Source organism: Citrobacter sp. CF971 (genome assembly GCF_006385635.1).
Classification (GTDB): domain Bacteria; phylum Pseudomonadota; class Gammaproteobacteria; order Enterobacterales; family Enterobacteriaceae; genus Citrobacter; species Citrobacter freundii.
The window spans coordinates 451644-475122 of the sequence record NZ_CP041051.1 but is presented as its reverse complement, the minus strand read 5'-3'; the positions used below and the strand labels follow the sequence as shown (position 1 = coordinate 475122).

Here is a 23479-nt window from a genome sequence, read left to right as displayed (position 1 = left end):
ACATAGTCGATGGAACCTCCTTAATGTTAAAGCTCTTGTTTAAAAGGCCCACTCTCGGGCTAATCAGCTGGCTTCTGCTGATTTCATTTTATCTTGCGACCTTCCTGAACATTGCGTTCTATAAACAAGTGCTGCAAGACCTGCCTCTGGACTCTGTGCGTAACGTGCTGGTGTTTTTATCAATGCCGGTGGTCGCGTTCAGCGTCATGAACATTGTGCTGACACTGGCCTCATTCCTGTGGCTTAATCGCCTGGTGGCGTGCATTTTCATTTTGGTTGGCGCATCGGCCCAATATTTCATCATGACCTACGGCATCATCATCGACCGCTCAATGATCGCCAATATGATGGACACCACCCCCGCCGAAACCTTTGCTTTGCTGACGCCACAACTGCTCATCACGCTCGGGGTGAGCGGCATTCTGGCCGCACTTATTGCCTGCTGGGTAAAAATCAAACCGATCACGTCTGTCATGCGCAGCATACTGTTTCGTGGCGCGAACATTCTGATTTCCGCACTGCTGATCGTGCTGGTCGCTGCGTTCTTCTATAAAGATTACGCTTCACTGTTTCGCAACAACAAAGAACTGGTGAAATCCCTCAGTCCATCCAACAGCATTGTGGCGACGTCATCCTGGTATTCACACCAGAGGCTGGCCCACCTGCCGCTGGTACGCATTGGCGAAGATGCACACCGCAATCCGTTGATGGTGAAAGAAAAGCGTAAGAACCTGACGATTGTGGTTCTCGGCGAGACTTCACGTGGCGATAACTTCTCGCTGTCAGGCTATTCGCGCCAGACCAACCCACTGCTGGAAAAAGATAATGTGGTCTATTTCCCCCGCACAACGTCCTGCGGAACGGCAACGGCAGTATCAGTACCCTGCATGTTCTCGGATATGCCACGCGCGCACTACGACGAAGAACTGGCGCAGCATCAGGAAGGCGTGCTCGACATTATTCAACGGGCGGGAATTAACGTTCTGTGGAACGATAACGACGGCGGCTGCAAAGGGGCTTGTGACCGGGTTCCACACCAGAATATGACTAAGCTGAACCTGCCGGGGCAGTGTATTGACGGTGAATGCTACGATGAAGTCCTGTTCCACGGGCTGGAAGAGTACATTAATAACCTGAAAGGCGACGGCGTGATTGTGTTGCATACCATCGGCAGCCACGGTCCGACCTATTACAACCGCTATCCTGCGCAGTTTAAGAAATTTACGCCAACCTGCGATACCAACGAAATCCAGACCTGTTCACAGCAACAGTTGGTCAATACTTACGACAACACTATTCTTTACGTTGACTATATTGTTGATAAAGCAATCAATATACTGAAAGAGCACCAGGATAATTTTACCACCAGCCTGGTCTATCTTTCCGATCACGGCGAATCCTTAGGAGAAAATGGCGTCTATTTGCACGGCCTGCCGTATTCGATTGCACCTGATACGCAAAAACATGTGCCGATGCTGCTGTGGCTCTCCGAGGATTATCAGCAACGCTATCAGGTCTCTCAGACATGTTTGCAAAAACGGGCAAGCTCAGAAGATTTCTCACAGGATAATCTCTTCTCAACCCTGCTGGGATTAACGAGCGTACAAACACAGAAATATCAGGCGGCGGATGATATTCTGCAGCCCTGCCGGGGAGGCTAAACGAATGAAAATCCTGATTGTTGAAGATGATACGTTGTTATTACAGGGACTGATACTCGCCGCGCAAACAGAAGGCTACGCCTGCGACGGCGTATCCACGGCCCGCGCAGCGGAGCAGTGCCTGGAGAGCGGACATTACAGTCTGGTGGTCCTCGACCTGGGCTTACCGGATGAAGACGGCCTGCACTTTCTGAACAGAATCAGACAGAAAAAATACACCGTGCCGGTACTTATCCTCACCGCCCGCGACACGGTGAAAGACCGGGTCAGCGGACTGGACGTGGGTGCTGATGACTATCTGGTCAAACCGTTCGCACTCGAAGAACTGCACGCCCGCATCCGGGCGCTGCTGCGTCGGCATAACAATCAGGGTGAAAGTGAACTCATTGTCAGCAACCTGACGCTGAATATCGGTCGGCGCCAGGTGTGGATGGACGGGCAAGAGGTTATCTTAACGCCGAAAGAATACGCACTCCTGTCACGCCTTATGCTCAAAGCGGGCAGCCCAGTACACCGGGAAATTTTGTATAACGACATCTACAGCTGGGATAACGAACCGTCGACCAATACGCTGGAAGTGCACATTCACAATCTGCGCGACAAAGTCGGAAAATCTCGCATCCGCACGGTCAGGGGATTTGGCTATATGCTGGTTGCCACTGAGGAAAGCTAAGTGAAGCTGCTGCAATATCTAAAACAACCGCTCCCGCTTCGTCATCGCCTGATGCTGACGATTGGTCTTATTCTGCTGGTCTTTCAGCTGATTAGCACTTTCTGGTTGTGGCATGAAAGTACCGAGCAAATACAGTTATTCGAACAGGCATTGCGCGAAAATCGCAACAACGATCGCCACATCATGCATGAGATCCGCGAGGCCATCGCCAGTCTGATCGTCCCCGGCATCTTTATGGTCAGCCTGGCGCTGCTGATTTGCTACCAGGCAGTGCGACGTATTACTCGTCCGCTGGCAGATCTGCAAAAAGAGCTGGAGGCGCGGGCAGCCGATAACCTGACCCCGATTGAAATTCACAGCTCAACCATTGAGATCCAGGCGGTTGTCTCCGCGCTCAACGACCTGGTAACGCGGCTAACCAGCACGATTGAAAACGAACGCTTATTTACCGCCGATGTCGCTCACGAACTGCGCACACCGCTGTCAGGCGTGCGCCTGCATCTGGAATTATTATCCAAAACCCATAAGGTCGACGTTTCGCCGCTAATTGCCCGGCTAGATCAAATGATGGACAGCGTATCGCAACTGCTGCAACTCGCCCGCGTCGGACAGTCGTTTTCGGCCGGGAGCTACCAGCATGTCAAGCTGCTGGAGGATGTTATTCTGCCCTCCTACGATGAACTCAGCACCATGCTGGACCAACGTAAACAGACGCTGCTCCTGCCACAAAGCGCGGCGGACGTTGTCGTGCCTGGTGATGTTACGCTGTTGCGGATGCTACTACGAAATCTGGTGGAAAACGCGCATCGTTACAGCCCGGAAGGCACCCATATTACGATTAGCCTGAACACAGAGCAGGATGCCGTCCTTGCCGTTGAAGATGAAGGGCCGGGCATTGATGAAAGTAAATGCGGGGAGTTGAGTAAAGCGTTTGTGCGTATGGACAGCCGCTTTGGCGGAATTGGACTGGGGCTGAGCATTGTCAGTCGCATCACCCAGTTACATCAAGGGCATTTCTATTTGCAAAATCGCCAGGGAGCCAACGGCACTCGCGCATGGGTGGAATTGGCGAAAATTCAGTAAGAGCTCACCCATACATACAAAAAGCTGCTGACGATCAGCAAACTGCACACGGTGGTCAAACTTTCATAAATACGGGTTTTCATGACACTCTCCTCCGAAACTATGGAGGAGAGTTTGCCTGAAGGATATTAAGCCAACCTTAAGGCCACGCGCCGGATGGCGGCTGACGCCTTATCCGGCCTACAAAGTACAATGCTACCCGTAGGCCTAAAAGCTGCGTGCCATCAGGCAATGACACGATTACTCATCAATACGCGGATGCTGCTGCACCAGACGCGTGCGCTTAACCTGTAGCTCAGCAATTTCCTGATCGATATCTTCGATTTTCTGTTCAATGTTATCGTAGTGTTCGCCGAGGATCTCTTTCGCTTCCTGAATATCTGAAGCGGCAGGCGTGGCCCCTTTCAGCGGCTGATTGGCGGTCTCTTTCATGGTCACGCCGGTAATTAAACCAACCACCGCAATCACCATCAGATAATAAGCAGGCATCATCAGATTCTGCGAGCTTTCCACCAGCCATGCGGCCAATGTCGGAGTCAAACCAGCAATCAATACCGAGATATTAAACGCGGCGGCCAGTGCACTGTAGCGAATATGCGTCGGGAACATCGCCGGTAACGTTGACGCCATCACCCCGGTAAAGCAGTTGAGGATCACCGCCAACATCAGCAACCCGGCGAAAATCAGACCGATAACATTACTGTTAATCAGGATAAATGCCGGAATCGCCAGCACAAACAGCGCAATACTGCCCATGATCACAAACGGACGGCGCCCGAAGCGGTCGCTGAGCAACCCCATAATCGGCTGCACAAACAGCATACCAATCATGATGGCGATAATAATCAACACACCGTGGTCTTCGGAGTAATGCAGGTTATGCGACAGGTAGCTCGGCATATAGGTGAGCAGCATGTAGTAGGTGACGTTGGTAGCAATCACCAGACCAACACATGCCAACAAGCTGCGCCAGTGCTTAGTCGCAATCTCTTTAAACGAAACCTTCGGACCTTCCTGTAGACCCTGACGATCGCCCTGCTCCAGTTTATCCACGTGCTGCTGGAACGCCGGCGTCTCTTCCAGCGCATGACGCAGGTACAGACCAATCAGCCCTAATGGTAGCGCCAGGAAGAACGGAATACGCCAGCCCCACTCAAGGAAATTTTCCTCGCCGACGACGGTTGAAATCAGAACCACCACGCCCGCACCCAGCACAAACCCGGCAATCGAGCCGAAGTCCAGCCAACTGCCCATAAATCCACGCTTACGGTCCGGCGAATATTCCGCGACAAAAATCGACGCCCCGGTGTACTCTCCGCCGACCGAGAATCCCTGTGCCATCTTACACAGCAGCAGCAGAATCGGCGCCCAGATACCAATTGAGGCATACGAGGGAATAAGACCGATACAGAAGGTACTTATCGACATAATCACAATGGTGATAGCCAGTATCTTCTGACGACCGTATTTATCGCCGAGCATACCGAAGAACAATCCGCCAAGCGGTCGAATCAGAAAGGGAACAGAGAAGGTGGCGAGTGCAGCAACCATCTGCACGCTGGGGTCAGCCCCCGGGAAGAACACTTTACCTAATGCGTAAGCAACAAATCCATAAACACCAAAATCGAACCATTCCATCGCATTACCTAACGACGCTGCGGTAATGGCTTTTCGCAATTTACCGTCATCAATGATGGTAACGTCGCGCAGCGTTATCGGTTTTATTTTTTTCCTTTTTAGCATACTCGTCCTCATAGACTTAGCCCTGTCACGCTCCAGTTCGAATCCCCCAACGCCCATGCGTCAAGGTCATCACCGAGCGGGGAACGCACAGGCGCATTCCCTGTAACAAGCGTAGCAGGTTTACTTACACTGACGAGAAACGCACAGTACAACCGAACCTGTTGACGCCTGATTGGGCGGTTAATGACCTCTTTACCCTAACAGCGTTTAAATTTGTGATCAACTTCACATATAGTTTTTCATTTCGTCAACATGCGTAAATTAGGTCATTCTTAGTCATCTTTTTTACATGTAACGCTTGTGATTTACTGACAATTAAATACAAGAATAAATCGCTTTATTGCACCAACAATCACAGCGGTCATTATTATTCTGCTAGCAAAAAAAACACCTAATCCCTTCACAAAAAGATCACAGCTTTTTTAATAATCAGAGCGACCGGGAACTTTTGCTCGGAATATGTGATGAAGATAACTAAAACATCGTTTTATTTTGATTGAATCAACGTTCCCATGAATGCAAACTAATTCCAGACGCAATATCCCTGGGAGCAGCAACACGCTCAACGTATGCCGCGTTAGATTTTATAAAACAAAGAGATAGCGATTTTCTTTGTTAAGAGAAACCAGTAACCATTTGAATTTATTAATTTTTACCCTCTTGCGCTAGTGTTAGCGGCGACAAGACATGAGGACGTTTATGAAAATTAAAGCCACGATTGAACGCATCCCCGGCGGAATGATGTTGATTCCTCTGTTATTAGGCGCAGTGTTAAATACGTTAGCTCCGGATACCGGTGCGTATTTCGGTTCGTTTACCAAAGGAATGATCAGCGGAACGGTACCGATTCTGGCAGTGTGGTTTTTTTGTATCGGCGCATCTATTGATTTACGGGCAACCGGCACGGTATTACGCAAGTCCGGTACGCTGGTAATAACCAAAATAGCCGTGGCGTGGGTAGTGGCAATGATTGCGGCTTCATTTATTCCTGATACCGGTATTCAAACCGGGTTCTTTGCAGGCCTCTCAGTTTTGGCAATTGTCTCCGCCATGGACATGACCAACGGTGGTTTGTACGCCAGCCTGATGAACCAGTACGGCACCAAAGAAGAGTCCGGCGCATTTGTGTTGATGTCTCTGGAATCCGGCCCGTTGATGACCATGGTCATCCTCGGCTCCGCGGGTCTGGCCTCCTTCGAGCCACACCATTTTATCGGCGCGGTATTACCGTTCCTGATTGGCTTTACATTAGGCAACCTGGATCATGACCTGCGTTCTTTCTTCAGCAAAGCCACACCGGTGCTGATCCCGTTCTTCGGCTTCGCATTGGGTAACACCATTAACCTGAGCGTAATCGTTGATACCGGTCTGCTGGGTATCTTGCTGGGTGTCGCGGTTATCGTCATCACCGGTATCCCGCTGATTATTGCAGACCGTGTTATTGGTGGCGGGAACGGTACGGCAGGCGTGGCAGCCTCTTCAGCAGCAGGCGCTGCAGTGGCAAACCCGGTGATTATCGCCCAGATTAACCCGGCGTTCGAACCGGTTGCCGCATCCGCTACGGCGCTGGTTGCCGCCAGCGTAATTGTCACCGCCATTCTGGTGCCGATTATCACCGCGCTGTACGCCAAACGTTTTAATAAAAACCTGGTCGCCAACGAGACGGTGTCCACCCCGGCAGACTCTCTGCACCACTAACTCTGTCTTAGCCCCACTGACCGTCCCTGCTCAATTGATGAGTGGGGACGGTACAAAAATCTCCTCAACCATCGCATCAGCCAGTCGTTTCGCCGAACACAATCGCGGCATTCCTAACGCCACATTTTGCCAACGCTGCGTCACCGACCAGCTCACCGGATGACGCTGCGCATCGCACCAGTCGCCTAACCAGCTCAGCATATCGTTATACTCGCCCGATCCGCCGACAACTGGCGTGCTGAGCCAATGATGATAGTAATGACGCGTAGCAGGCGCCGCATTCACGCTGTCCGCCAACGCCTGAGCGGCCATGGTTCGCAGGTTGTCTTTTAGCATTAACACCACATCGGCATTCGCTAACCGGCAGGCGTCACCGAAGGCTCCCCAGCGCAACTCCTCCAGCGCAACAAAACAGCGTCCAGGTAACGACCAACCGTCATATGCGCCAGCCCGCCAGCGGGTAAAAATTTGTTCGCTGTGTTCGCCCGCCTGAACCGTCAGGCCACGCTGGGTCAGCGCCTTCTCTTTATACGCAGCGCGTTGGGTAAACCAGTCAGTCAGTGAATTTATTTGTTGTAAAAGACCGGGGGTTGAAAGCCCACGCGGGTGTTCGGTTTGTTGTAAAAACTTCAGCCCTTCGGCAATACGCACCAGCGCCAGATGGCCTGGGTCGATCATGCCCGCCAACTTTTCTACCAGCTTAAGACGCATCACCAGATGCTCGCTGGACACTCCCGCCATCACCCACGCCCGCAGTTGTGTCTGGGATAACACCTCCTGCGTCAGACGCGCGCGCAGGCGCTGCTGCTGTTGCAGAAAACCGCCGGAACGTTTGGTTTCATCTCCCTGAACCAGATCGACCATAAACTTCGGGTAGACACACTCCAGCGTCCTCCCGGGGCCTTCCAGTAAAACGTTAGTCATGTGTGCTCGGTTGCAAAAAGGGTATTGATATCGTCACGCAGCAAACGGGAATCTTCATAAAGCCATGCCGCAATCGTAATGCGCTGCTGCAATTGCTCATTCATTGCATTCACCGCGGATTCATTTTGTTGGCGTAGCGTCAGACTCTCACTCAGGCTCGCCTGCAATTGCGCCAGACACAGTGAAAAATCTGCAAAAAACGTGGCCATGCCTGCCGTAACGGAAATATCGACCTGAGCAACTAAAGCTTTACGAATTTGTTGGCAAAACTGGGAGACATACTGCACAAGGTTCTTATGCAAAGCGCCCATATCAATGAGATAACGCGTTTTTGTTTCGACGTAATCATTCCATCCCCAGTTGGGTTGATTTAGCCAACGAGAGAAAGTGTCACGCACCGCACCACCAGTAGACGGCGCATTTTCTGCCGGAATATCCTGCTCAATGGCCTCGTTAAACAATTGGCGGGTATTGAAATTAAACATCGCTGTATGGAACGCTGGAAAACGGATCCGCGCACGAAAACCGGCGTGGTTTAGCTCCTCTTTCACCCTTTGCTCAATTGGCCGCATCGCGTCATTTAGCGCCCGGGAGAGTGTCGACTCAAGCTGTTCAAAACGCAGGGCTAAGTCACGGCTGATGCTTTCCTGCGCCGCCAGCAATACCCCCTCACAGGACGAGCGAATTTTATCTAACACAATTTTCGCCTGGCCTTCATCGTGCAGCACCAGCATTTCTCCGGCCATTTCTGCCGAGGAGACGCCAGTTCCCAGACTATGTTGTGACATCATCAGGACGTTTTCTTTGACAAAGAACGTGTTGATACCGCAAAGAATCTCGGTTTGTTGCTCTCTGAGATAGGCTGCAGCAGCTTCCAGCGCCAGTTCTACTTCATGGCTGACTTCATCGCTCACCCGCCCCTGGCTCACTTCTAACTGCTGCATATCCTCTTCAATATGCGTGATGTTCAGCCGCAGTTCGTCATAGGCGACCGTTAACCCGTGAGCACGAAACTCCAGATATTCGTGCACGCTTTGCGCATAGTTCAATAACTTATGTGACGCTGAGCGTAGCGCATACAGCGATGCATTGGCGTAAGCGGCGTGAATCACTTTCTGGATAGGCTGTTCAAACAGCGAGTCTTCCCACAACAGGTCGGCGGCATGACGGATATGCTCCGTATCTTCAAGATCGGTGGTGCGCCAGCGTCTGCCAAGCGCCGCTTCGGCAAAATCCTGCACCCAACGTTGCACCTGATGATCCGGCAGTCGCCCACGGGCCGTCAGCTCATGACGCGCCCTGTTTGCCAGATAGCCCCACATTGAGGAAACCGGATAGATTCTTTCAGGGGCAATGCCACCTTGCATCAACGTGCCAGAAATCAACGCCCGCACCTGCTCTTCATCGTCACTGTTGCGGTCTTTCTGATCGAACTTGTTCACCAGCGCATACAGCGGTACTGACTTGCCAACCGCCATAATCGCCTGACGCACTTCCTCATCAGAAATAGATTTCAATTGGGTGTAATCCAACACTGCCAGCACCGCAGAGGCCCGTACCAGCTGTTCATTAAGCATTTTTTGTAAGTGCGGTTGTCCCGCCTCGTTCGGCCCCGGCGTATCCAGCAACGTTAATTGCCCTGGGTAGCTTGCTTGTCCGGCCAAATGGACAAACTCAACCTCAATAACCGGAATATGCTCAATCGCGGCATAGGCAGCAAAAGGAAAATCAACATCCAATGCTTTTGACAGGCGCACCAGGTCGTTCAGACTTTTAAGGCAATGGAAAATAGGCTGTGCGCCAAGATAATACCGTTCAAATGCCACGCCGGTTTCAATATGCTGCAGCAGGACATTCATATCCTTGTCAATTTCCAGGGTCTGCGTAAGACGCTGGCGATCGCACTCGCGCACACGCTGCTGTAAAACCTTCATTAAGGCATCAATCGGCGCGACATGTGAAAAATGCAGGACTGGCTCTTTCTGCCCCGGCGTATGACGAATTAGCGTTGGTAACGCCGTCATGGGGCGATTACGATTAGGTAAAACTTCTGTCCCTACAATCGCGTTAATCGTCGTCGATTTTCCCGCTTTCATCGTGCCAACAATCGCCAGCACCATTTCCAGACGCGTAATCTTGCGCAACTCATTATTGAGCGTTGCTTGCTGGACATCCATGCCACGCGCGCTGAAGTGCAGAGGCTGAACAACCTGACTGCTATGCTCTCCTTGTTTTAGCGCGACATCATCCAACGACGTCATGGGCAATTTTTGCAATTGCCTGAGATGTTCAAGCGAGAGCATCAGCAAGCGTTCCGCTTCCTGACTTAATTCATATATTGTCTGTGTGTGCATGGAAAATCTTTCCTTAACGCAAATAGCATTGCTTTTATTTAGCCCAATCGTTTTATTTATAGATTTTTTGGCTTTTATAATTACGTGTGGAAATAATTAAAATCAAAACAACCAATTGATATTATTAAAATAAGTTTGGCGTACAACCGCTGGCCTGAAACCTCTCACTTATGTAATAAGTAAGAAAGATAAACAGCGTAGTTCAGTTTTAAAAAATGCCAGCTTAATCCCCCTACTAAAATTAAGGGGGATTGAGATATTCAATCACAATGACTTAGACATCCGCAGGCGATGTTACCTATGAATATCAGATATTTCGCCTCACCTTATCTTAAATAACCTGACGTAGCAATTTCCCTTAAAAAATATTACCCCATACTTTCATTGAGGTAAAAGCAAAGGGTCTTTACAGCAGATCATTTGCGTAATCACGCAGTAGTCCCGACAAAAGCAGGGATTTTATGTATAATTGCGGCCTTTTTCGGCAATCTGCCATTTTTTGGGCGCATTTGCCCCTGCTGACTTTTGAGGAAATCCACATGTCATTACCACACTGCCCACAATGCAACTCCGAATACACTTACGAAGATAACGGCATGTTCATCTGCCCGGAATGCGCGCACGAATGGAACGATGCTGAACCGGCACAGGACAGCGACGAACTGATCGTTAAAGATGCTAACGGCAACCTGCTGTCCGACGGCGACAGCGTTACCGTCGTGAAAGACCTGAAGGTAAAAGGTAGCTCTTCCATGCTGAAGATCGGTACCAAAGTGAAAAACATTCGCCTGGTTGAAGGTGACCACAACATCGATTGCAAAATCGATGGCTTTGGCCCAATGAAGCTGAAATCTGAGTTTGTGAAAAAGAACTGATGCAAATTGCCTGATGGCACTACGCTCATCAGGTCTACACCAGCTCATCTGCCTGGCGGGAAGCTCATACTTCCCGCCTGGTTTATTTATGCAGACGATAACTACACTTAACTGGTTTCTTTTACCTGAGGTAAAGATTATGCCGTTAAGTCCCTATATCTCCTTTGCAGGCAACTGCGCTGACGCTATCGCCTACTATCAAAAAACGTTAGGCGCTGAACTGCTCTACAAAATCAACTTCGGTGAAATGCCCAAATCGGCGCAGGATAGTGAAGATGGTTGCCCTTCAGGCATGAAATTCCCCGATACCGCCATTGCCCACGCCAACCTGCGCGTTGCGGGCAGCGACATCATGATGAGCGATAGCGCCCCGGACGGAAATGCTCACTACTCTGGCTTTACGCTAGTGCTCGACACGCAAAACGTCGATGAAGGCAAACGCTGGTTTGATAACCTGGCAGCAAACGGAAAAATCGAAATGGACTGGCAGGAAACCTTCTGGGCCCACGGTTTCGGTAAAGTGAGCGACCAGTATGGCGTGCCGTGGATGATCAACGTCGTCAAACAACAGCAACCCCCTACAGAGTAATCCAACGGGAGGCCAGCCCTCCCGTACTGTCATCAAATAGCGCTCAACTCTTCATCATCGAGTAACTATCCCTTAACGAAAACGTCACATTGATCCGCCACGATGGGGCCACTTTTTTAGGGAGGCCGCAGCATGCAAACGATTATTCGCGTCGAAAAACTCTCCAAGTCCTTCAATCAACATCAGGCGCTCAATGCGGTTGATCTGAACATCTGTTCCGGTGAGATGGTGGCTCTGCTTGGGCCGTCCGGCTCCGGCAAATCCACCCTTTTACGTCATTTAAGCGGCTTGATCGTCGGTGATAAATCACCCGGTAGCCGCGTCGAGCTGCTGGGCCGCACCGTTCAACATGAAGGCCGCCTGGCGCGCGATATCCGCAAAAGCCGCGCCCACACCGGCTACATCTTCCAGCAGTTCAATCTGGTGAACCGCCTGACAGTGCTGGAGAACGTCCTGATTGGCGCGCTCGGCAGCACACCGTTCTGGCGCACCTGTTTTAGCTGGTTTACCGCTGAGCAGAAACAGCGTGCATTACAAGCGTTAACCCGCGTTGGCATGGCGCACTTTGCATACCAGCGTGTTTCCACGCTTTCGGGCGGACAACAACAGCGCGTCGCAATCGCCCGCGCGCTGATGCAGCGGGCCAAAGTGATCCTTGCCGATGAGCCGATTGCCTCACTGGACCCGGAATCCGCACGCATCGTGATGGACACCCTACGCGACATCAACCAGACCGACGGCATCACCGTAGTCGTCACGCTGCATCAGGTGGATTACGCCCTGCGCTACTGCGAACGCATCGTCGCGCTGCGCCAGGGCAACGTCTTCTTTGATGGCAGCAGCCAGCATTTTGATAACGATCGTTTTGACCATCTTTACCGCAGCATGAACCGCGTCGAACAGAACGCGCAGGCTGCATAGTTCTAAAAAACCAGGCGTTATTGGCGCAGCCAGGCTGGAGACGGCCAGCGCGGAAAAACCGGAGCGTACACGCAGTACGTGAGGATTTTGAGCACTGCCCGGATTCAGGCTGGCAAGTGAAATAGCCTGGAACAATGACTAATTAAGGAAACGACATGAGCTATAAGACAGTTGCCGCGCTGGCCTTCACCAGCATGTTTAGCGTCAGTACCTTGTTAAGCCCGGCGCATGCCGAAGAGCAAGAAAAAGCGCTGAACTTTGGCATTATTTCGACCGAGTCACAGCAAAACCTGAAGCCACAGTGGGAACCGTTCCTGAAGGACATGGAAAAATCACTGGGCGTGAAAGTGAACGCCTTCTTCGCCCCGGACTACGCCGGGATCATCCAGGGCATGCGCTTTAACAAAGTGGATATCGCCTGGTACGGCAACCTCTCGGCAATGGAAGCGGTGGATCGCGCTAACGGGCAAGTGTTTGCCCAGACCGTCGCCGCCGACGGATCCCCGGGTTACTGGAGCGTGTTGATCGTTAACAAAGACAGTCCGATCAATAACCTGAACGATCTGATCGCCAAACGTAAGGATCTGACCTTCGGCAACGGCGATCCCAACTCAACGTCAGGCTTCCTTGTTCCCGGCTACTACGTCTTTGCCAAAAACAACATCTCCGCGAGCGATTTCAAACGCACCGTTAACGCCGGACACGAAACCAACGCCCTGGCAGTCGCCAACAAGCAGGTTGATGTCGCCACCAACAACACCGAAAACCTCGACAAGCTGAAAACTTCCGCGCCGGAAAAGCTGAAAGAGCTGAAGGTGATCTGGAAGTCACCGCTGATCCCGGGCGATCCGATCGTCTGGCGTAAAAACCTCTCCGAAACCACCAAGGACAAGGTGTACGACTTCTTTATGAATTACGGCAAAACGCCGGAGCAGAAAATCGTACTGGAACGCCTTGGATGGGCACCGTTCCGCGCCTCCAGCGATCTGCAACTGGTGCCGATTCGCCAGCTGGCACTGTTTAAAGAGATGCAGGGTGTGAAGGACAACAAAGGGCTGAACGAGGAAGAGAAAACCAGCAAAACCTCGGCGTTGAAAGCGCAGCTAGATGACCTTGACCGTCTGACAGCCGCACTGGGCGCCATGACCAGCGTCACCAAAGCAGTGCAGTAACCCTGGTGCCCGGTGGCGCTTCGCTTACCGGGCCTACGATATTTTGTAGGCCGGATAAGGCGCCTGCGCCGCCATCCGGCAATAACCTATGCACGGAGCTAAACATGCAAACCATCACCGTCGCCCCGCCCAAACGTAGCTGGTTCTCGCTGCTGAGTTGGGCCATTCTGCTCACCGTACTGGTGGTCTCGTGGAAAGGTGCCGAAATGGCTCCGCTCACGCTGATCGAAGATTCCGGCAATATGGCAACCTTCGCCGCCGACTTCTTCCCACCGGACTTCAGCCAGTGGCAAGACTATCTCGGTGAAATGGCCGTCACCCTGCAAATTGCCGTCTGGGGGACTGCCCTCGCCGTGGTGCTATCGATTCCCTTCGGCCTGATGTGCGCCGATAACCTGGTGCCGTGGTGGATTTACCAGCCGATGCGCCGCCTGATGGACGCCTGCCGCGCCATCAATGAAATGGTCTTCGCGATGCTGTTCGTGGTCGCCGTCGGGTTAGGGCCATTCGCCGGGGTGATGGCGCTGTTTATTCACACTACCGGGGTACTCTCCAAGCTGCTTTCCGAAGCGGTAGAAGCCATTGAGCCGGGTCCGGTAGAAGGTATTCGCGCCACCGGAGCCAACAAAATTGAAGAGATTCTGTACGGCGTTCTGCCACAGGTCATGCCGCTGCTTATCTCCTACTCGCTGTATCGCTTTGAATCCAATGTTCGCTCGGCCACGGTAGTCGGCATGGTGGGCGCAGGTGGTATTGGCGTGACCTTATGGGAAGCGATTCGCGGCTTTCAGTTCCAGCAAACCTGCGCCCTGATGGTGTTAATCATCGTCACCGTCAGCCTGTTGGATTTCCTTTCCCAGCGTTTGCGTAAGCACTTTATCTGATTAGCGAGGCATTGATTGCTATGCACTTGTCTACACATCCGACCAGTTATCCAACGCGTTATCAGGAAATTGCCGCGAGACTTGAGCAGGAGCTACGTCAACATTATCGCTGCGGTGACTATCTGCCCGCCGAGCATCAGCTTGCCGCGCGCTTCGAGGTAAACCGCCACACCCTGCGCCGCGCCATTGACCAGTTGGTTGAACGCGGTTGGGTTCAGCGTCGCCAGGGAGTCGGCGTACTGGTGCTGATGCGCCCGTTCGATTACCCGCTTAATGCCCAGGCACGCTTTAGTCAGAACCTGCTGGACCAGGGCAGCCACCCCACCAGCGAAAAACTGCTGGCGGTGCTGCGTCCGGCCTCCAGCCACATTGCCGATGCGCTCAGCATAAACGAGGGCGATAACGTGATTCACCTGCGCACCCTGCGCCGGGTTAACGGGATCGCACTGTGCCAGATCGACCACTATTTTTCCGACCTCACGCTGTGGCCGCTGCTGCAAGGCTTCAACAGCGGCTCACTGCACGACTATCTGCGTCAACAATCCGGTCTGACGCTGCTGCGCACGCAAACGCGCATCAGCGCCCGCCGCGCGCAGGCCAAAGAGAGCAAGGTGCTGGAAATCCCCAATATGGCGCCGCTGCTGTGCGTGCGCACCCTGAACCACCGTGAAGGCGAAGAACACGCGGCGGAATACTCCGTCAGCCTGACCCGCGCCGACATGATCGAATTCACTATGGAGCACTGAATGCATTTCGATACCGCCACCCGCCAGCGCTGGATGCGCGCGCTGGCTTACAGCAATGCCGATGCCCTGAACGCCCGTATCAACGAGCTCAAACTGACGCCGGACTATGAACTTATCCGCGCACCGGAAAGCGGACTGATGCAGATCCAGGCCCGTATGGGCGGTACCGGTAACCGCTTCTTTGCCGGTGACACCACGCTTACCCGCGCAGTGGTACGCCTGAAGAGCGGCACGCTGGGTTACAGCTACCTGCTGGGACGCAACAAACAACATGCCGAGCAGTGCGCGGTGATTGACGCGCTACTGCAGGAACAAACGCATTTCCAGAACCTAATGGAAACCTTAATTGCCCCGCTGGAAGCGGAACGCGATGCGCTGATTAACGCACGCTGTGCCGAAGTTAACGCCAGCCGGGTCGACTTCTTCACGCTGGTACGCGGAGATAACGCATGACCTTACAGACCGCATTTAATTTACCCGTTCAGGATGCTCAGCAGAGCTTTCGTCGCCTGCTGAAAGCCATGAGCGAACCGGGCGTAATCGTCGCCCTGCATCAACTGAAACACGGCTGGCAGCCGCTGGGTCTGGCGACCACCAGCGTGCTGCTGACCCTGGTCGATGGCGACACGCCGGTCTGGCTGGCGCCGTCGGTGGATAACGATATCGCCCGGCAGAACCTGCGTTTTCACACCAACGCGCCGCTGGTGGATCAACCACAGTTGGCGGCCTTTGCCGTCGCCGACGAACGTATCAGCAGCGAACAGCTTAACGCCCTCTCCGCCGGTTCAGCCGTCGCACCAGAAACCAGCGCCACGCTGATTGTGCAGGTCTCTGGCTTAAGCGGCGGACGCATGCTGCGTCTGACCGGCGCGGGCATCGCCGAAGAGCGCATGATCGCGCCACAGCTGCCGGAATGCCTGATTCACGAACTCACCGAACGCCCGCACCCGTTCCCACTGGGGGTCGATCTGATCCTCACCTGTGGCGAACGCCTGCTGGCTATTCCGCGAACCACCCATGTGGAGGTGTGCTGATGTACGTCGCCGTCAAAGGGGGCGAAAAGGCGATAGCCAACGCCCACGCCCTGCAGGAAAACCGACGCCGGGGCGATGAGACCATTGCTGAACTGAGCGTGGCGCAAATCGAACAGCAGATGAACCTGGCCGTTGATCGGGTGATGACCGAAGGTGGCATCGCTGACCGCGAACTGGCTGCACTGGCGCTCAAACAGGCCAGCGGCGATAACGTCGAGGCCATCTTTTTGCTCCGCGCCTACCGCACTACGCTGGCAAAGGTTGCTGTCAGCGAACCGGTTAACAGCGCAGAAATGCGTCTTGAACGCAGAATCTCCGCGGTCTACAAGGATATTCCCGGCGGGCAGCTGTTGGGTCCAACCTATGACTATACCCATCGCCTGCTGGATTTTACCTTACTGGCCAATGGCGAAACCCCGCCTCTGCGCAGCGCAGACGGCGCGCAGGATGCCTCCCCGCACGTCTTTTCCCTGCTGGCGAACCAGGGCCTGGCAAAACGTGAAGAGGATGATGGCGCGACACCCGACGACATCACCCGCACGCCGCCGGTTTACCCCTGCTCACGCGCTTCACGTCTGCAACAGTTGATGCGCGGTGACGAGGGATATTTGCTGGCGCTGGCCTACTCCACCCAGCGCGGCTACGGGCGCAACCACCCGTTTGCCGCCGAAATCCGTAGCGGCTATGTGGCACTGGAAACCGTACCGGAAGAGCTGGGATTTGCGGTGAACGTCGGCGAACTGCTGATGACGGAATGTGAAATGGTCAACGGTTTTGTCGCGCCAGAAAATGAATCCCCCCATTTTACCCGCGGCTACGGGCTGGTGTTCGGTATGAGCGAACGTAAAGCAATGGCGATGGCGCTGGTGGACCGCGCCCTACAGGCAGCCGAATACGATGAAACGGTCACAGGACCGGCGCAGGACGAAGAGTTCGTGCTGGCGCATGCGGATAACGTCGAGGCGGCGGGTTTTGTTTCGCACCTCAAACTTCCCCATTACGTCGATTTCCAGGCCGAACTGGAACTGCTCAAACGCCTGCAACAGGAGGCCACCTGTGACCACTAACCTCTCCGGCTACAACTTTGCCTATCTTGATGAGCAGACCAAACGCATGATCCGCCGCGCAATTCTGAAAGCGGTAGCGATTCCCGGTTACCAGGTACCGTTTGGCGGCCGTGAAATGCCGATGCCATACGGATGGGGAACCGGCGGCATTCAACTTACCGCCAGCGTGATTGGCGAGCCGGACGTGCTGAAAGTGATTGACCAGGGTGCGGACGACACCACTAACGCCGTATCGATTCGTAATTTCTTCAAGCGTGTGACCGGAGTGAATACCACTGAGCGTACGGAAGATGCGACGCTGATCCAGACCCGCCACCGCATCCCGGAGACGCCGCTGGTGGAAGATCAAATAATCATCTTCCAGGTACCGATCCCCGAGCCGCTGCGCTTTATCGAACCGCGTGAAACGGAAACTCGCACCATGCACGCGCTGGAAGAGTACGGCATCATGCAGGTGAAACTGTATGAAGATATCGCCCGCTTTGGTCATATCGCCACCACTTACGCCTATCCGGTGAAGGTCAACGACCGCTACGTCATGGACCCGTCGCCCATCCCGAAATTCGACAATCCGAAGATGGACATGATGCCGGCCCTGCAACTGTTTGGCGCAGGCCGCGAAAAACGCATCTATGCCGTTCCACCTTACACTCGCGTGGAAAGCCTCGATTTCGACGATCACCCGTTTACCGTGCAGAGCTGGGATGAACCTTGTGCCATCTGCGGCTCAACCCACAGCTATCTCGATGAAGTGGTGCTCGATGACAGCGGCAAACGCATGTTTGTCTGCTCCGACACCGATTACTGCCGCCAACAGAGCGAGGCCCTCAGCAAATGACGCAACCGCTGCTTTCAGTCAACAACCTGACCCATCTCTACGCGCCGGGCAAGGGCTTCAGCGATGTCTCTTTTGACCTGTGGCCAGGCGAAGTGCTGGGTATCGTCGGCGAGTCCGGTTCTGGCAAAACCACGCTGCTGAAATCGATCTCTTCACGGCTGACGCCGCAGAGCGGTGAGATTTTGTATCAGAACCGTTCGCTGTACGGCATGAACGAGGCCGACCGTCGCCGTCTGCTGCGCACCGAATGGGGCGTGGTGCATCAGCATCCGCTGGATGGCCTGCGCCGTCAGGTCTCCGCAGGCGGCAATATCGGCGAACGTCTGATGGCCACTGGCGCGCGTCACTACGGCGACATCCGCTCCACCGCGCAGCGCTGGCTGGAGGAGGTGGAGATCCCTGCCTCGCGTATCGACGACCTGCCAACCACCTTTTCCGGCGGTATGCAGCAGCGCCTGCAGATCGCCCGCAACCTCGTCACCCATCCCAAACTGGTGTTTATGGACGAACCCACCGGCGGGCTGGACGTTTCGGTACAGGCCAAACTGCTGGACCTGCTGCGCGGCCTGGTGGTGGAACTGGACCTTGCAGTGGTCATTGTCACCCACGATTTGGGTGTGGCACGTCTGCTGGCAGACCGTTTGCTGGTGATGAAGCAGGGTCAGGTGGTGGAAAGTGGGTTAACCGACCGCGTGCTCGACGACCCGCACCATCCGTACACCCAGTTGTTGGTGTCGTCCGTTTTGCAAAATTAAACATCGGATGCCGGATGGCAGCTTACGGGGCGCTGTTTGTAGGCCGGATAAGCGCAGCGCCATCCGGCAATAAGAACCATGAGGCTCAAATGATTCGCGTTGAAAACGTCAGTAAAACCTTTGTCCTGCATCAGCAAAACGGCGTGCGTCTGCCGGTGCTGCAAAACGCCACGCTGGAAGTGAAAAATGGCGAATGCGTGGTGCTGCACGGTCACTCGGGTAGCGGCAAGTCCACGCTGCTGCGATCGCTGTATGCCAACTATCTGCCGGATGAAGGACACATCCACATTCGCCACAGCGATGAGTGGGTCGATCTGGTGCAGGCCCCGGCGCGCAAAGTGTTGGAAGTTCGCCGTTCAACTATCGGCTGGGTAAGCCAGTTCCTGCGCGTAATCCCGAGGATTTCCGCGCTGGATGTGGTGATGCAACCGCTGCTGGATCTAGGGGTCTCCCGTGAGGAGTGTGCAGCCAAAGCGGCTAACCTGCTTACCCGCCTGAACGTGCCGGAGCGGCTGTGGCACCTGGCGCCGTCGACCTTCTCCGGCGGCGAACAGCAGCGCGTCAACATCGCCCGCGGGTTTATCGTCGATTACCCGATTCTGCTGCTCGATGAACCCACCGCCTCGCTGGACGCCAAAAATAGCGCCGCCGTCGTCGCATTGATTGAAGAAGCAAAAGCCCGCGGCGCAGCAATTGTCGGTATTTTTCACGATCAAACCGTGCGCGACCGCGTAGCGGATCGTCTGCATCTGATGGGAACAACAGCATGATTATCAATAATGTAAAGCTGGTACTGGAAGATGACGTGGTGCAAGGATCGCTGGAAATCGAGGGCGGGGTCATTCGCGCCTTTGCTGAAAGTCCGAGCAGCCTACCTGAGGCGCTGGACGGCGAAGGCGGCTGGCTGCTGCCAGGGCTTATCGAGCTGCATACCGATAATCTCGACAAATTTTTTACCCCGCGCCCGAAGGTAGATTGGCCTGCCCACTCGGCGATGAGCAGCCACGACGCGCTAATGGTCGCCAGCGGCATTACCACCGTGCTGGACGCAGTGGCGATTGGCGATGTGCGCGACGGTGGTGACCGTCTGGAAAATCTGGAGAAGATGATCAACGCGGTGGAAGAGACGCAAAAGCGTGGGGTCAATCGCGCCGAGCACCGCCTGCACCTGCGCTGCGAGCTGCCGCATCACACTACCCTGCCGCTGTTTGAAAAACTGGTTGGTCGTGAGCCGGTGACGCTGGTGTCGCTGATGGATCATTCCCCCGGCCAGCGTCAGTTCGCCAATCGTGAGAAGTACCGCGAGTATTATCAGGGCAAGTATTCGCTCACCGACGAGCAGATGGCCCGTTATGAAGAAGAACAGTTAGCGCTGGCTGCGCGTTGGTCACAGCCCAACCGCACGGCGATTGCCCAGATGTGCCGTGAGCGCCAGATTGCGCTGGCGAGCCATGACGATGCCACCTGCGATCATGTGCTCGAATCGCATCAACTTGGCAGCGTGATCGCCGAATTTCCCACAACTTTCGAAGCCGCCGATGCCTCACGCCAGCATGGCATGAACGTGCTGATGGGCGCACCTAACATCGTGCGCGGCGGTTCTCACTCCGGCAACGTGGCGGCACATAGGCTGGCTGAGCTGGGGCTGCTGGATATTCTCTCCTCCGACTACTACCCCGCCAGCCTGCTCGATGCGGCATTTCGCGTAGCGGATGACGACGCTAACCGCTTTACGCTGTCGCAGGCTATTCGTCTGGTGACACGCAATCCGGCGCGGGCCTTAAATCTCGACGATCGCGGCGTTATTGCCGAAGGTAAACGCGCGGATCTGGTGCTGGCGCATCGCAAAGGCGGCAACATCCATATCGACCACGTCTGGCGTCAGGGCAAAAGGGTATTCTGATATGGGTAAACTGATCTGGCTGATGGGGCCGTCCGGCTCCGGTAAGGACAGTCTGCTGGCAGAATTGCGCCAGCAGGAACCGGCACAACTGCTGGTGGCGCATCGCTACATCACCCGCGCCGCCAACGCCGGGAATGAAAATCATATTGCGCTAAGTGAACCAGAGTTTTTTACCCGCGCCGGGCAGAATCTGCTGGCGCTGAGCTGGCACGCCAACGGCTTCTACTACGGCGTCGGCGTGGAGATAGACCTCTGGCTGCACGCTGGTTTTGATGTGGTGGTCAACGGCTCGCGTGCGCATCTGCCCCAGGCGCAGGCCCGTTATGGCGCTTCTTTGCTTCCCATTTGCTTACAGGTTTCTCCGGCAATTCTCCGCCAGCGCCTGCAGGCGCGTGGGCGGGAGAGCGAAACGGAAATCGCCGCCCGTCTTGAACGCGCAGCCCGCTACGCCCCGTATGACTGCCACGTCCTGAATAACGATGGTAGTTTGCTACAGTCTGTCGATACACTGCTCGCACTGATGGGACGCAAGGAGAAGAAACATGTCTGTCTGTGAATTACGCCGCGCCACGCTCTACGATACCGATGCGGTTTACGCGCTCATCTGCGAGTTGAAGCAGGGTCAATTTGACCTGCAGGCTTTTAGCGCTGGTTACGCCGCTAATCTGCAAGATGCCAATATGCACTACCAGTTGGCACTGATCGACGGACAGGTCGTAGGCTTGATCGGTCTACACCTGCAGTTTCATCTGCACCACGCCAACTGGATTGGCGAAATCCAGGAACTGGTGGTGATGCCGCAGGCGCGAGGGTTAAGGGTTGGCAGCCAGCTACTGGCCTGGGCCGAAGCCGCCGCACGCGAAGCGGGCGCAGAAGTCACCGAGCTTTCCACCAGCACCCAACGCCTTGACGCACACCGTTTTTACCAGCGCGAAGGCTATACCATGAGCCATTTTCGCTTCACCAAACCGCTGTAGGGGAAGCCATGAGTCTGATCATTACGCTAACGGGAACTGGCGGCGCACAGCTGGTGCCGACATTTGGCTGCGACTGTGCGGCCTGCCAACGAGCACGCTTACAGGCGCAATATCGTCGACGCCCTTGTAGCGGGGTGGTCAAATTCAACAATGCGGTGACGCTGCTGGACGCGGGGATCCCGCATCTGATGGACGACTGGCCAGTGGGCAGCTTCCAGCAGTTTCTGCTGACCCACTATCATATGGATCACGTGCAGGGGCTGTTTCCGCTGCGCTGGGGCGTGGGGGCGACTATCCCGGTGTACGGACCGCCGGATGAACAGGGTTGCGACGATCTGTTTAAGCATCCCGGCATCCTCGATTTTAGCCATACCGTCGCGCCATTCGTAGTGTTTGACCTGCAAGGATTGCAGGTCACGCCGCTACCGCTCAACCATTCAAAGCTGACGTTTGGTTATCTGCTGGAGACCGCACATAGCCGCGTGGCGTGGCTCTCCGATACCGCCGGACTTCCCGACAAGACGCTGAAGTTTCTCCACAATAACCAACCCCAGGTGATTATCATCGACTGCAGCCATGCCCCGCGCTCCGAGCCACCGCGCAATCACTGTGATTTAAATACCGTTATCGCGTTGAACGACATTATCCGCTGTCCACGGGTGATCCTGACGCATATCAGCCATCAGTTCGACCTGTGGATGATGGAAAACCAGCTTCCCGCAGGGTTTGAGGCAGGATATGACGGTATGGAGATTATGCTGGAGTAAGGAAATTTGCCGGATGCGATGAAAACATCTTATCCGGCCGACAAGACGACAGTCAGGCGACTTTTTTAGACTCGCTATTTCGCTGAGCGATAAAATCTTTAACCGAAACAATGCGGTTCAGTTCTTCTTGCGCCCGCATGTCATTTTCAACTTCCCACAGGTCAACCGCCGCCTGTAAGTTACGCCAGAAATCAACGGAGGTATCGAACGCTTTGGCCAAACGAAACGCCATATCCGTTGTTAATTTGCGATTATTGTTGACCAGTGCGCTCACCGTATTGCGATGAACATGCAGTATTTCAGCCAGATCGTTAATTTTCAGTCCGAGCGGCTCCAGGTATTCATATTGCAGGATATCACCCACAGTCGTGGGTTTTCTGGTTGCCTGTTTCATATCGTTACCTTAGATTTTCTCTAGTTCTAGTAGATGTGTGGATCTAAGTACACATCTTCGGCCTTACCGTTAACCCATTTAAATATTAATCGGTACTGCTTGTTTACTCTGATTGAAGAATATTCCTGTAATTTTCCGGTTAACTCTTCATATCTGTTACCGGGTGGCGAGCGCAAATCCCGATGCGAAACAGCCGCATTAATGATATCCAGCTTTCTGGCTAATGCAGTATGAATATCCGCTGGTATTTTTCTGTGCGATGTCGCCCGCTCAAAAAAATCTTCAAGCCATGTATCCCGAAAGCTCCTGATATTTAATGATTTAGACATTCCATTGCCGGCTCCTTTTCCATAAGTATAGAGAGATTATAATGCATACATGCACTGTGCTCAAGTGCATTTATTAACATAAAATGGCGAGA

At 54.0% G+C, this 23479-nt stretch carries 26 protein-coding genes; 20 read left to right on the top strand and 6 right to left on the bottom strand.

The genetic code is table 11. The features are described from left to right. The first annotated feature begins 23 nt into the window (after positions 1–23). The 3 genes from eptA to pmrB are packed head-to-tail and all read left to right on the top strand — an operon-like array spanning position 24 to position 3417. Complete coding sequence (gene eptA / locus E6P06_RS05800) at positions 24–1661, top strand: phosphoethanolamine transferase EptA (RefSeq protein WP_106107968.1); 1638 nt, start codon at positions 24–26, stop codon at positions 1659–1661. 4 nt (positions 1662–1665) lie between these two features. Then, the gene (pmrA, locus tag E6P06_RS05795; protein WP_003031849.1) at positions 1666–2334 is read left to right on the top strand and encodes a two-component system response regulator PmrA; all 669 of its coding nucleotides are present in this window, start codon (positions 1666–1668) and stop codon (positions 2332–2334) included. A 51-nt stretch (positions 2335–2385) separates the two neighbouring features. Further along, entirely contained in the window at positions 2386–3417 is a 1032-nt protein-coding gene (gene pmrB, locus E6P06_RS05790) for a two-component system sensor histidine kinase PmrB (protein ID WP_230328728.1), read from the top strand. On the opposite strand, the gene pmrR is transcribed toward pmrB, so the two are convergent. Next, positions 3411–3500: an LpxT activity modulator PmrR gene (gene pmrR, locus E6P06_RS05785; RefSeq protein WP_008321468.1), complete on the bottom strand. Its 90-nt coding sequence runs from the start codon at positions 3498–3500 to the stop codon at positions 3411–3413. The two genes, pmrB and pmrR, sit on opposite strands and share 7 nt — an antisense overlap. Before the next feature lie 157 nt (positions 3501–3657). After that, positions 3658–5160 (bottom strand): glycine betaine/L-proline transporter ProP, encoded by a 1503-nt coding sequence (proP, locus tag E6P06_RS05780; RefSeq protein ID WP_003841133.1) that lies wholly within the window; start codon positions 5158–5160, stop codon positions 3658–3660. 699 nt (positions 5161–5859) lie between these two features. On the opposite strand from proP, the gene kdgT reads away from it, so the two are divergent. Then, a complete protein-coding gene (kdgT, locus tag E6P06_RS05775) occupies positions 5860–6858 on the top strand; it encodes a 2-keto-3-deoxygluconate transporter (RefSeq protein ID WP_003031841.1) in 999 nt (332 codons plus the stop codon). Positions 6859–6888: 30 nt separating this feature from the next. Here the strand turns inward: kdgT and E6P06_RS05770 are convergent, their stop codons facing one another. After that, positions 6889–7782 (bottom strand): diguanylate cyclase regulator RdcB family protein, encoded by an 894-nt coding sequence (locus tag E6P06_RS05770; RefSeq protein WP_048216937.1) that lies wholly within the window; start codon positions 7780–7782, stop codon positions 6889–6891. Then, a complete protein-coding gene (crfC, locus tag E6P06_RS05765) occupies positions 7779–10136 on the bottom strand; it encodes a clamp-binding protein CrfC (protein WP_032938139.1) in 2358 nt (785 codons plus the stop codon). The genes E6P06_RS05770 and crfC overlap by 4 nt, the downstream gene beginning before the upstream one ends. A 539-nt stretch (positions 10137–10675) precedes the next feature. Here crfC and E6P06_RS05760 point away from each other — a divergent pair. The 16 genes from E6P06_RS05760 to phnP all read left to right on the top strand — a co-directional run bounded on the left by E6P06_RS05760 (position 10676) and on the right by phnP (position 22664). Then, positions 10676–11011 (top strand): zinc ribbon domain-containing protein YjdM, encoded by a 336-nt coding sequence (locus E6P06_RS05760; protein WP_054528663.1) that lies wholly within the window; start codon positions 10676–10678, stop codon positions 11009–11011. Positions 11012–11150: 139 nt separating this feature from the next. After that, a complete protein-coding gene (gene yjdN, locus E6P06_RS05755) occupies positions 11151–11600 on the top strand; it encodes a VOC family metalloprotein YjdN (protein WP_003031832.1) in 450 nt (149 codons plus the stop codon). A gap of 132 nt (positions 11601–11732) precedes the next feature. Then, a complete protein-coding gene (gene phnC, locus E6P06_RS05750; RefSeq protein ID WP_139935036.1) occupies positions 11733–12521 on the top strand; it encodes a phosphonate ABC transporter ATP-binding protein in 789 nt (262 codons plus the stop codon). A gap of 155 nt (positions 12522–12676) precedes the next feature. Next, complete coding sequence (gene phnD / locus E6P06_RS05745; RefSeq protein WP_003841122.1) at positions 12677–13693, top strand: phosphonate ABC transporter substrate-binding protein; 1017 nt, start codon at positions 12677–12679, stop codon at positions 13691–13693. Positions 13694–13797: 104 nt separating this feature from the next. Further along, positions 13798–14577, top strand: a complete 780-nt coding sequence (gene phnE, locus E6P06_RS05740; RefSeq protein ID WP_046671380.1) for a phosphonate ABC transporter, permease protein PhnE — start codon at positions 13798–13800, stop codon at positions 14575–14577. A gap of 20 nt (positions 14578–14597) precedes the next feature. Continuing rightward, positions 14598–15323 (top strand): phosphonate metabolism transcriptional regulator PhnF, encoded by a 726-nt coding sequence (gene phnF / locus E6P06_RS05735; RefSeq protein ID WP_003031826.1) that lies wholly within the window; start codon positions 14598–14600, stop codon positions 15321–15323. Then, positions 15324–15776: a phosphonate C-P lyase system protein PhnG gene (phnG, locus tag E6P06_RS05730; protein ID WP_048241771.1), complete on the top strand. Its 453-nt coding sequence runs from the start codon at positions 15324–15326 to the stop codon at positions 15774–15776. Further along, complete coding sequence (phnH, locus tag E6P06_RS05725; protein WP_003841109.1) at positions 15773–16357, top strand: phosphonate C-P lyase system protein PhnH; 585 nt, start codon at positions 15773–15775, stop codon at positions 16355–16357. Before phnG ends, phnH begins: the two co-directional genes overlap by 4 nt. Beyond that, positions 16357–17424 (top strand): carbon-phosphorus lyase complex subunit PhnI, encoded by a 1068-nt coding sequence (locus E6P06_RS05720; protein WP_044702163.1) that lies wholly within the window; start codon positions 16357–16359, stop codon positions 17422–17424. The genes phnH and E6P06_RS05720 overlap by 1 nt, the downstream gene beginning before the upstream one ends. A gap of 46 nt (positions 17425–17470) precedes the next feature. Further along, complete coding sequence (gene phnJ, locus E6P06_RS05715; RefSeq protein ID WP_224774781.1) at positions 17471–18262, top strand: alpha-D-ribose 1-methylphosphonate 5-phosphate C-P-lyase PhnJ; 792 nt, start codon at positions 17471–17473, stop codon at positions 18260–18262. Next, positions 18259–19017, top strand: coding sequence for a phosphonate C-P lyase system protein PhnK (gene phnK / locus E6P06_RS05710; protein ID WP_003031816.1), 759 nt, complete (start codon positions 18259–18261; stop codon positions 19015–19017). The genes phnJ and phnK overlap by 4 nt, the downstream gene beginning before the upstream one ends. Positions 19018–19106: 89 nt before the next feature. Next, entirely contained in the window at positions 19107–19787 is a 681-nt protein-coding gene (phnL, locus tag E6P06_RS05705; protein ID WP_003841104.1) for a phosphonate C-P lyase system protein PhnL, read from the top strand. After that, the gene (gene phnM / locus E6P06_RS05700) at positions 19784–20920 is read left to right on the top strand and encodes an alpha-D-ribose 1-methylphosphonate 5-triphosphate diphosphatase (RefSeq protein ID WP_003031811.1); all 1137 of its coding nucleotides are present in this window, start codon (positions 19784–19786) and stop codon (positions 20918–20920) included. The genes phnL and phnM overlap by 4 nt, the downstream gene beginning before the upstream one ends. 1 nt (position 20921) lies before the next feature. Next, the gene (gene phnN / locus E6P06_RS05695) at positions 20922–21476 is read left to right on the top strand and encodes a ribose 1,5-bisphosphokinase (RefSeq protein ID WP_003841102.1); all 555 of its coding nucleotides are present in this window, start codon (positions 20922–20924) and stop codon (positions 21474–21476) included. Next, entirely contained in the window at positions 21463–21897 is a 435-nt protein-coding gene (gene phnO, locus E6P06_RS05690; protein WP_003031809.1) for an aminoalkylphosphonate N-acetyltransferase, read from the top strand. The genes phnN and phnO overlap by 14 nt, the downstream gene beginning before the upstream one ends. Before the next feature lie 8 nt (positions 21898–21905). Beyond that, the gene (gene phnP, locus E6P06_RS05685) at positions 21906–22664 is read left to right on the top strand and encodes a phosphonate metabolism protein PhnP (protein WP_103849062.1); all 759 of its coding nucleotides are present in this window, start codon (positions 21906–21908) and stop codon (positions 22662–22664) included. Positions 22665–22716: 52 nt separating this feature from the next. Here the strand turns inward: phnP and E6P06_RS05680 are convergent, their stop codons facing one another. Together E6P06_RS05680 and E6P06_RS05675 are read right to left on the bottom strand one after the other, a co-directional pair. Further along, positions 22717–23058 (bottom strand): HigA family addiction module antitoxin, encoded by a 342-nt coding sequence (locus E6P06_RS05680; protein WP_046671375.1) that lies wholly within the window; start codon positions 23056–23058, stop codon positions 22717–22719. A 26-nt stretch (positions 23059–23084) separates the two neighbouring features. Then, the gene (locus E6P06_RS05675; protein ID WP_046671374.1) at positions 23085–23387 is read right to left on the bottom strand and encodes a type II toxin-antitoxin system RelE/ParE family toxin; all 303 of its coding nucleotides are present in this window, start codon (positions 23385–23387) and stop codon (positions 23085–23087) included. Between the last annotated feature and the right edge of the window lie 92 nt (positions 23388–23479).

What these genes read in the sequence shown, in the direction of transcription:
- E6P06_RS05760 (WP_054528663.1), top strand. Translation starts at nt 10,676, where the DNA reads ATGTCATTACCACACTGCCCACAATGCAACTCCGAATACACTTACGAA.
- yjdN (WP_003031832.1), top strand. Translation starts at nt 11,151, where the DNA reads ATGCCGTTAAGTCCCTATATCTCCTTTGCAGGCAACTGCGCTGACGCT.
- phnE (WP_046671380.1), top strand. Translation starts at nt 13,798, where the DNA reads ATGCAAACCATCACCGTCGCCCCGCCCAAACGTAGCTGGTTCTCGCTG.
- pmrA (WP_003031849.1), top strand. Translation starts at nt 1,666, where the DNA reads ATGAAAATCCTGATTGTTGAAGATGATACGTTGTTATTACAGGGACTG.
- phnO (WP_003031809.1), top strand. Translation starts at nt 21,463, where the DNA reads ATGTCTGTCTGTGAATTACGCCGCGCCACGCTCTACGATACCGATGCG.
- phnM (WP_003031811.1), top strand. Translation starts at nt 19,784, where the DNA reads ATGATTATCAATAATGTAAAGCTGGTACTGGAAGATGACGTGGTGCAA.
- E6P06_RS05680 (WP_046671375.1), bottom strand. Translation starts at nt 23,058, where the DNA reads ATGAAACAGGCAACCAGAAAACCCACGACTGTGGGTGATATCCTGCAA.
- phnG (WP_048241771.1), top strand. Translation starts at nt 15,324, where the DNA reads ATGCATTTCGATACCGCCACCCGCCAGCGCTGGATGCGCGCGCTGGCT.
- phnP (WP_103849062.1), top strand. Translation starts at nt 21,906, where the DNA reads ATGAGTCTGATCATTACGCTAACGGGAACTGGCGGCGCACAGCTGGTG.
- pmrR (WP_008321468.1), bottom strand. Translation starts at nt 3,500, where the DNA reads ATGAAAACCCGTATTTATGAAAGTTTGACCACCGTGTGCAGTTTGCTG.
- phnJ (WP_224774781.1), top strand. Translation starts at nt 17,471, where the DNA reads ATGATCCGCCGCGCAATTCTGAAAGCGGTAGCGATTCCCGGTTACCAG.
- E6P06_RS05720 (WP_044702163.1), top strand. Translation starts at nt 16,357, where the DNA reads ATGTACGTCGCCGTCAAAGGGGGCGAAAAGGCGATAGCCAACGCCCAC.
- phnF (WP_003031826.1), top strand. Translation starts at nt 14,598, where the DNA reads ATGCACTTGTCTACACATCCGACCAGTTATCCAACGCGTTATCAGGAA.
- crfC (WP_032938139.1), bottom strand. Translation starts at nt 10,136, where the DNA reads ATGCACACACAGACAATATATGAATTAAGTCAGGAAGCGGAACGCTTG.
- phnD (WP_003841122.1), top strand. Translation starts at nt 12,677, where the DNA reads ATGAGCTATAAGACAGTTGCCGCGCTGGCCTTCACCAGCATGTTTAGC.
- E6P06_RS05770 (WP_048216937.1), bottom strand. Translation starts at nt 7,782, where the DNA reads ATGACTAACGTTTTACTGGAAGGCCCCGGGAGGACGCTGGAGTGTGTC.
- phnL (WP_003841104.1), top strand. Translation starts at nt 19,107, where the DNA reads ATGATTCGCGTTGAAAACGTCAGTAAAACCTTTGTCCTGCATCAGCAA.
- phnN (WP_003841102.1), top strand. Translation starts at nt 20,922, where the DNA reads ATGGGTAAACTGATCTGGCTGATGGGGCCGTCCGGCTCCGGTAAGGAC.
- phnK (WP_003031816.1), top strand. Translation starts at nt 18,259, where the DNA reads ATGACGCAACCGCTGCTTTCAGTCAACAACCTGACCCATCTCTACGCG.
- proP (WP_003841133.1), bottom strand. Translation starts at nt 5,160, where the DNA reads ATGCTAAAAAGGAAAAAAATAAAACCGATAACGCTGCGCGACGTTACC.
- phnC (WP_139935036.1), top strand. Translation starts at nt 11,733, where the DNA reads ATGCAAACGATTATTCGCGTCGAAAAACTCTCCAAGTCCTTCAATCAA.
- kdgT (WP_003031841.1), top strand. Translation starts at nt 5,860, where the DNA reads ATGAAAATTAAAGCCACGATTGAACGCATCCCCGGCGGAATGATGTTG.
- E6P06_RS05675 (WP_046671374.1), bottom strand. Translation starts at nt 23,387, where the DNA reads ATGTCTAAATCATTAAATATCAGGAGCTTTCGGGATACATGGCTTGAA.
- phnH (WP_003841109.1), top strand. Translation starts at nt 15,773, where the DNA reads ATGACCTTACAGACCGCATTTAATTTACCCGTTCAGGATGCTCAGCAG.
- pmrB (WP_230328728.1), top strand. Translation starts at nt 2,386, where the DNA reads ATGCTGACGATTGGTCTTATTCTGCTGGTCTTTCAGCTGATTAGCACT.
- eptA (WP_106107968.1), top strand. Translation starts at nt 24, where the DNA reads ATGTTAAAGCTCTTGTTTAAAAGGCCCACTCTCGGGCTAATCAGCTGG.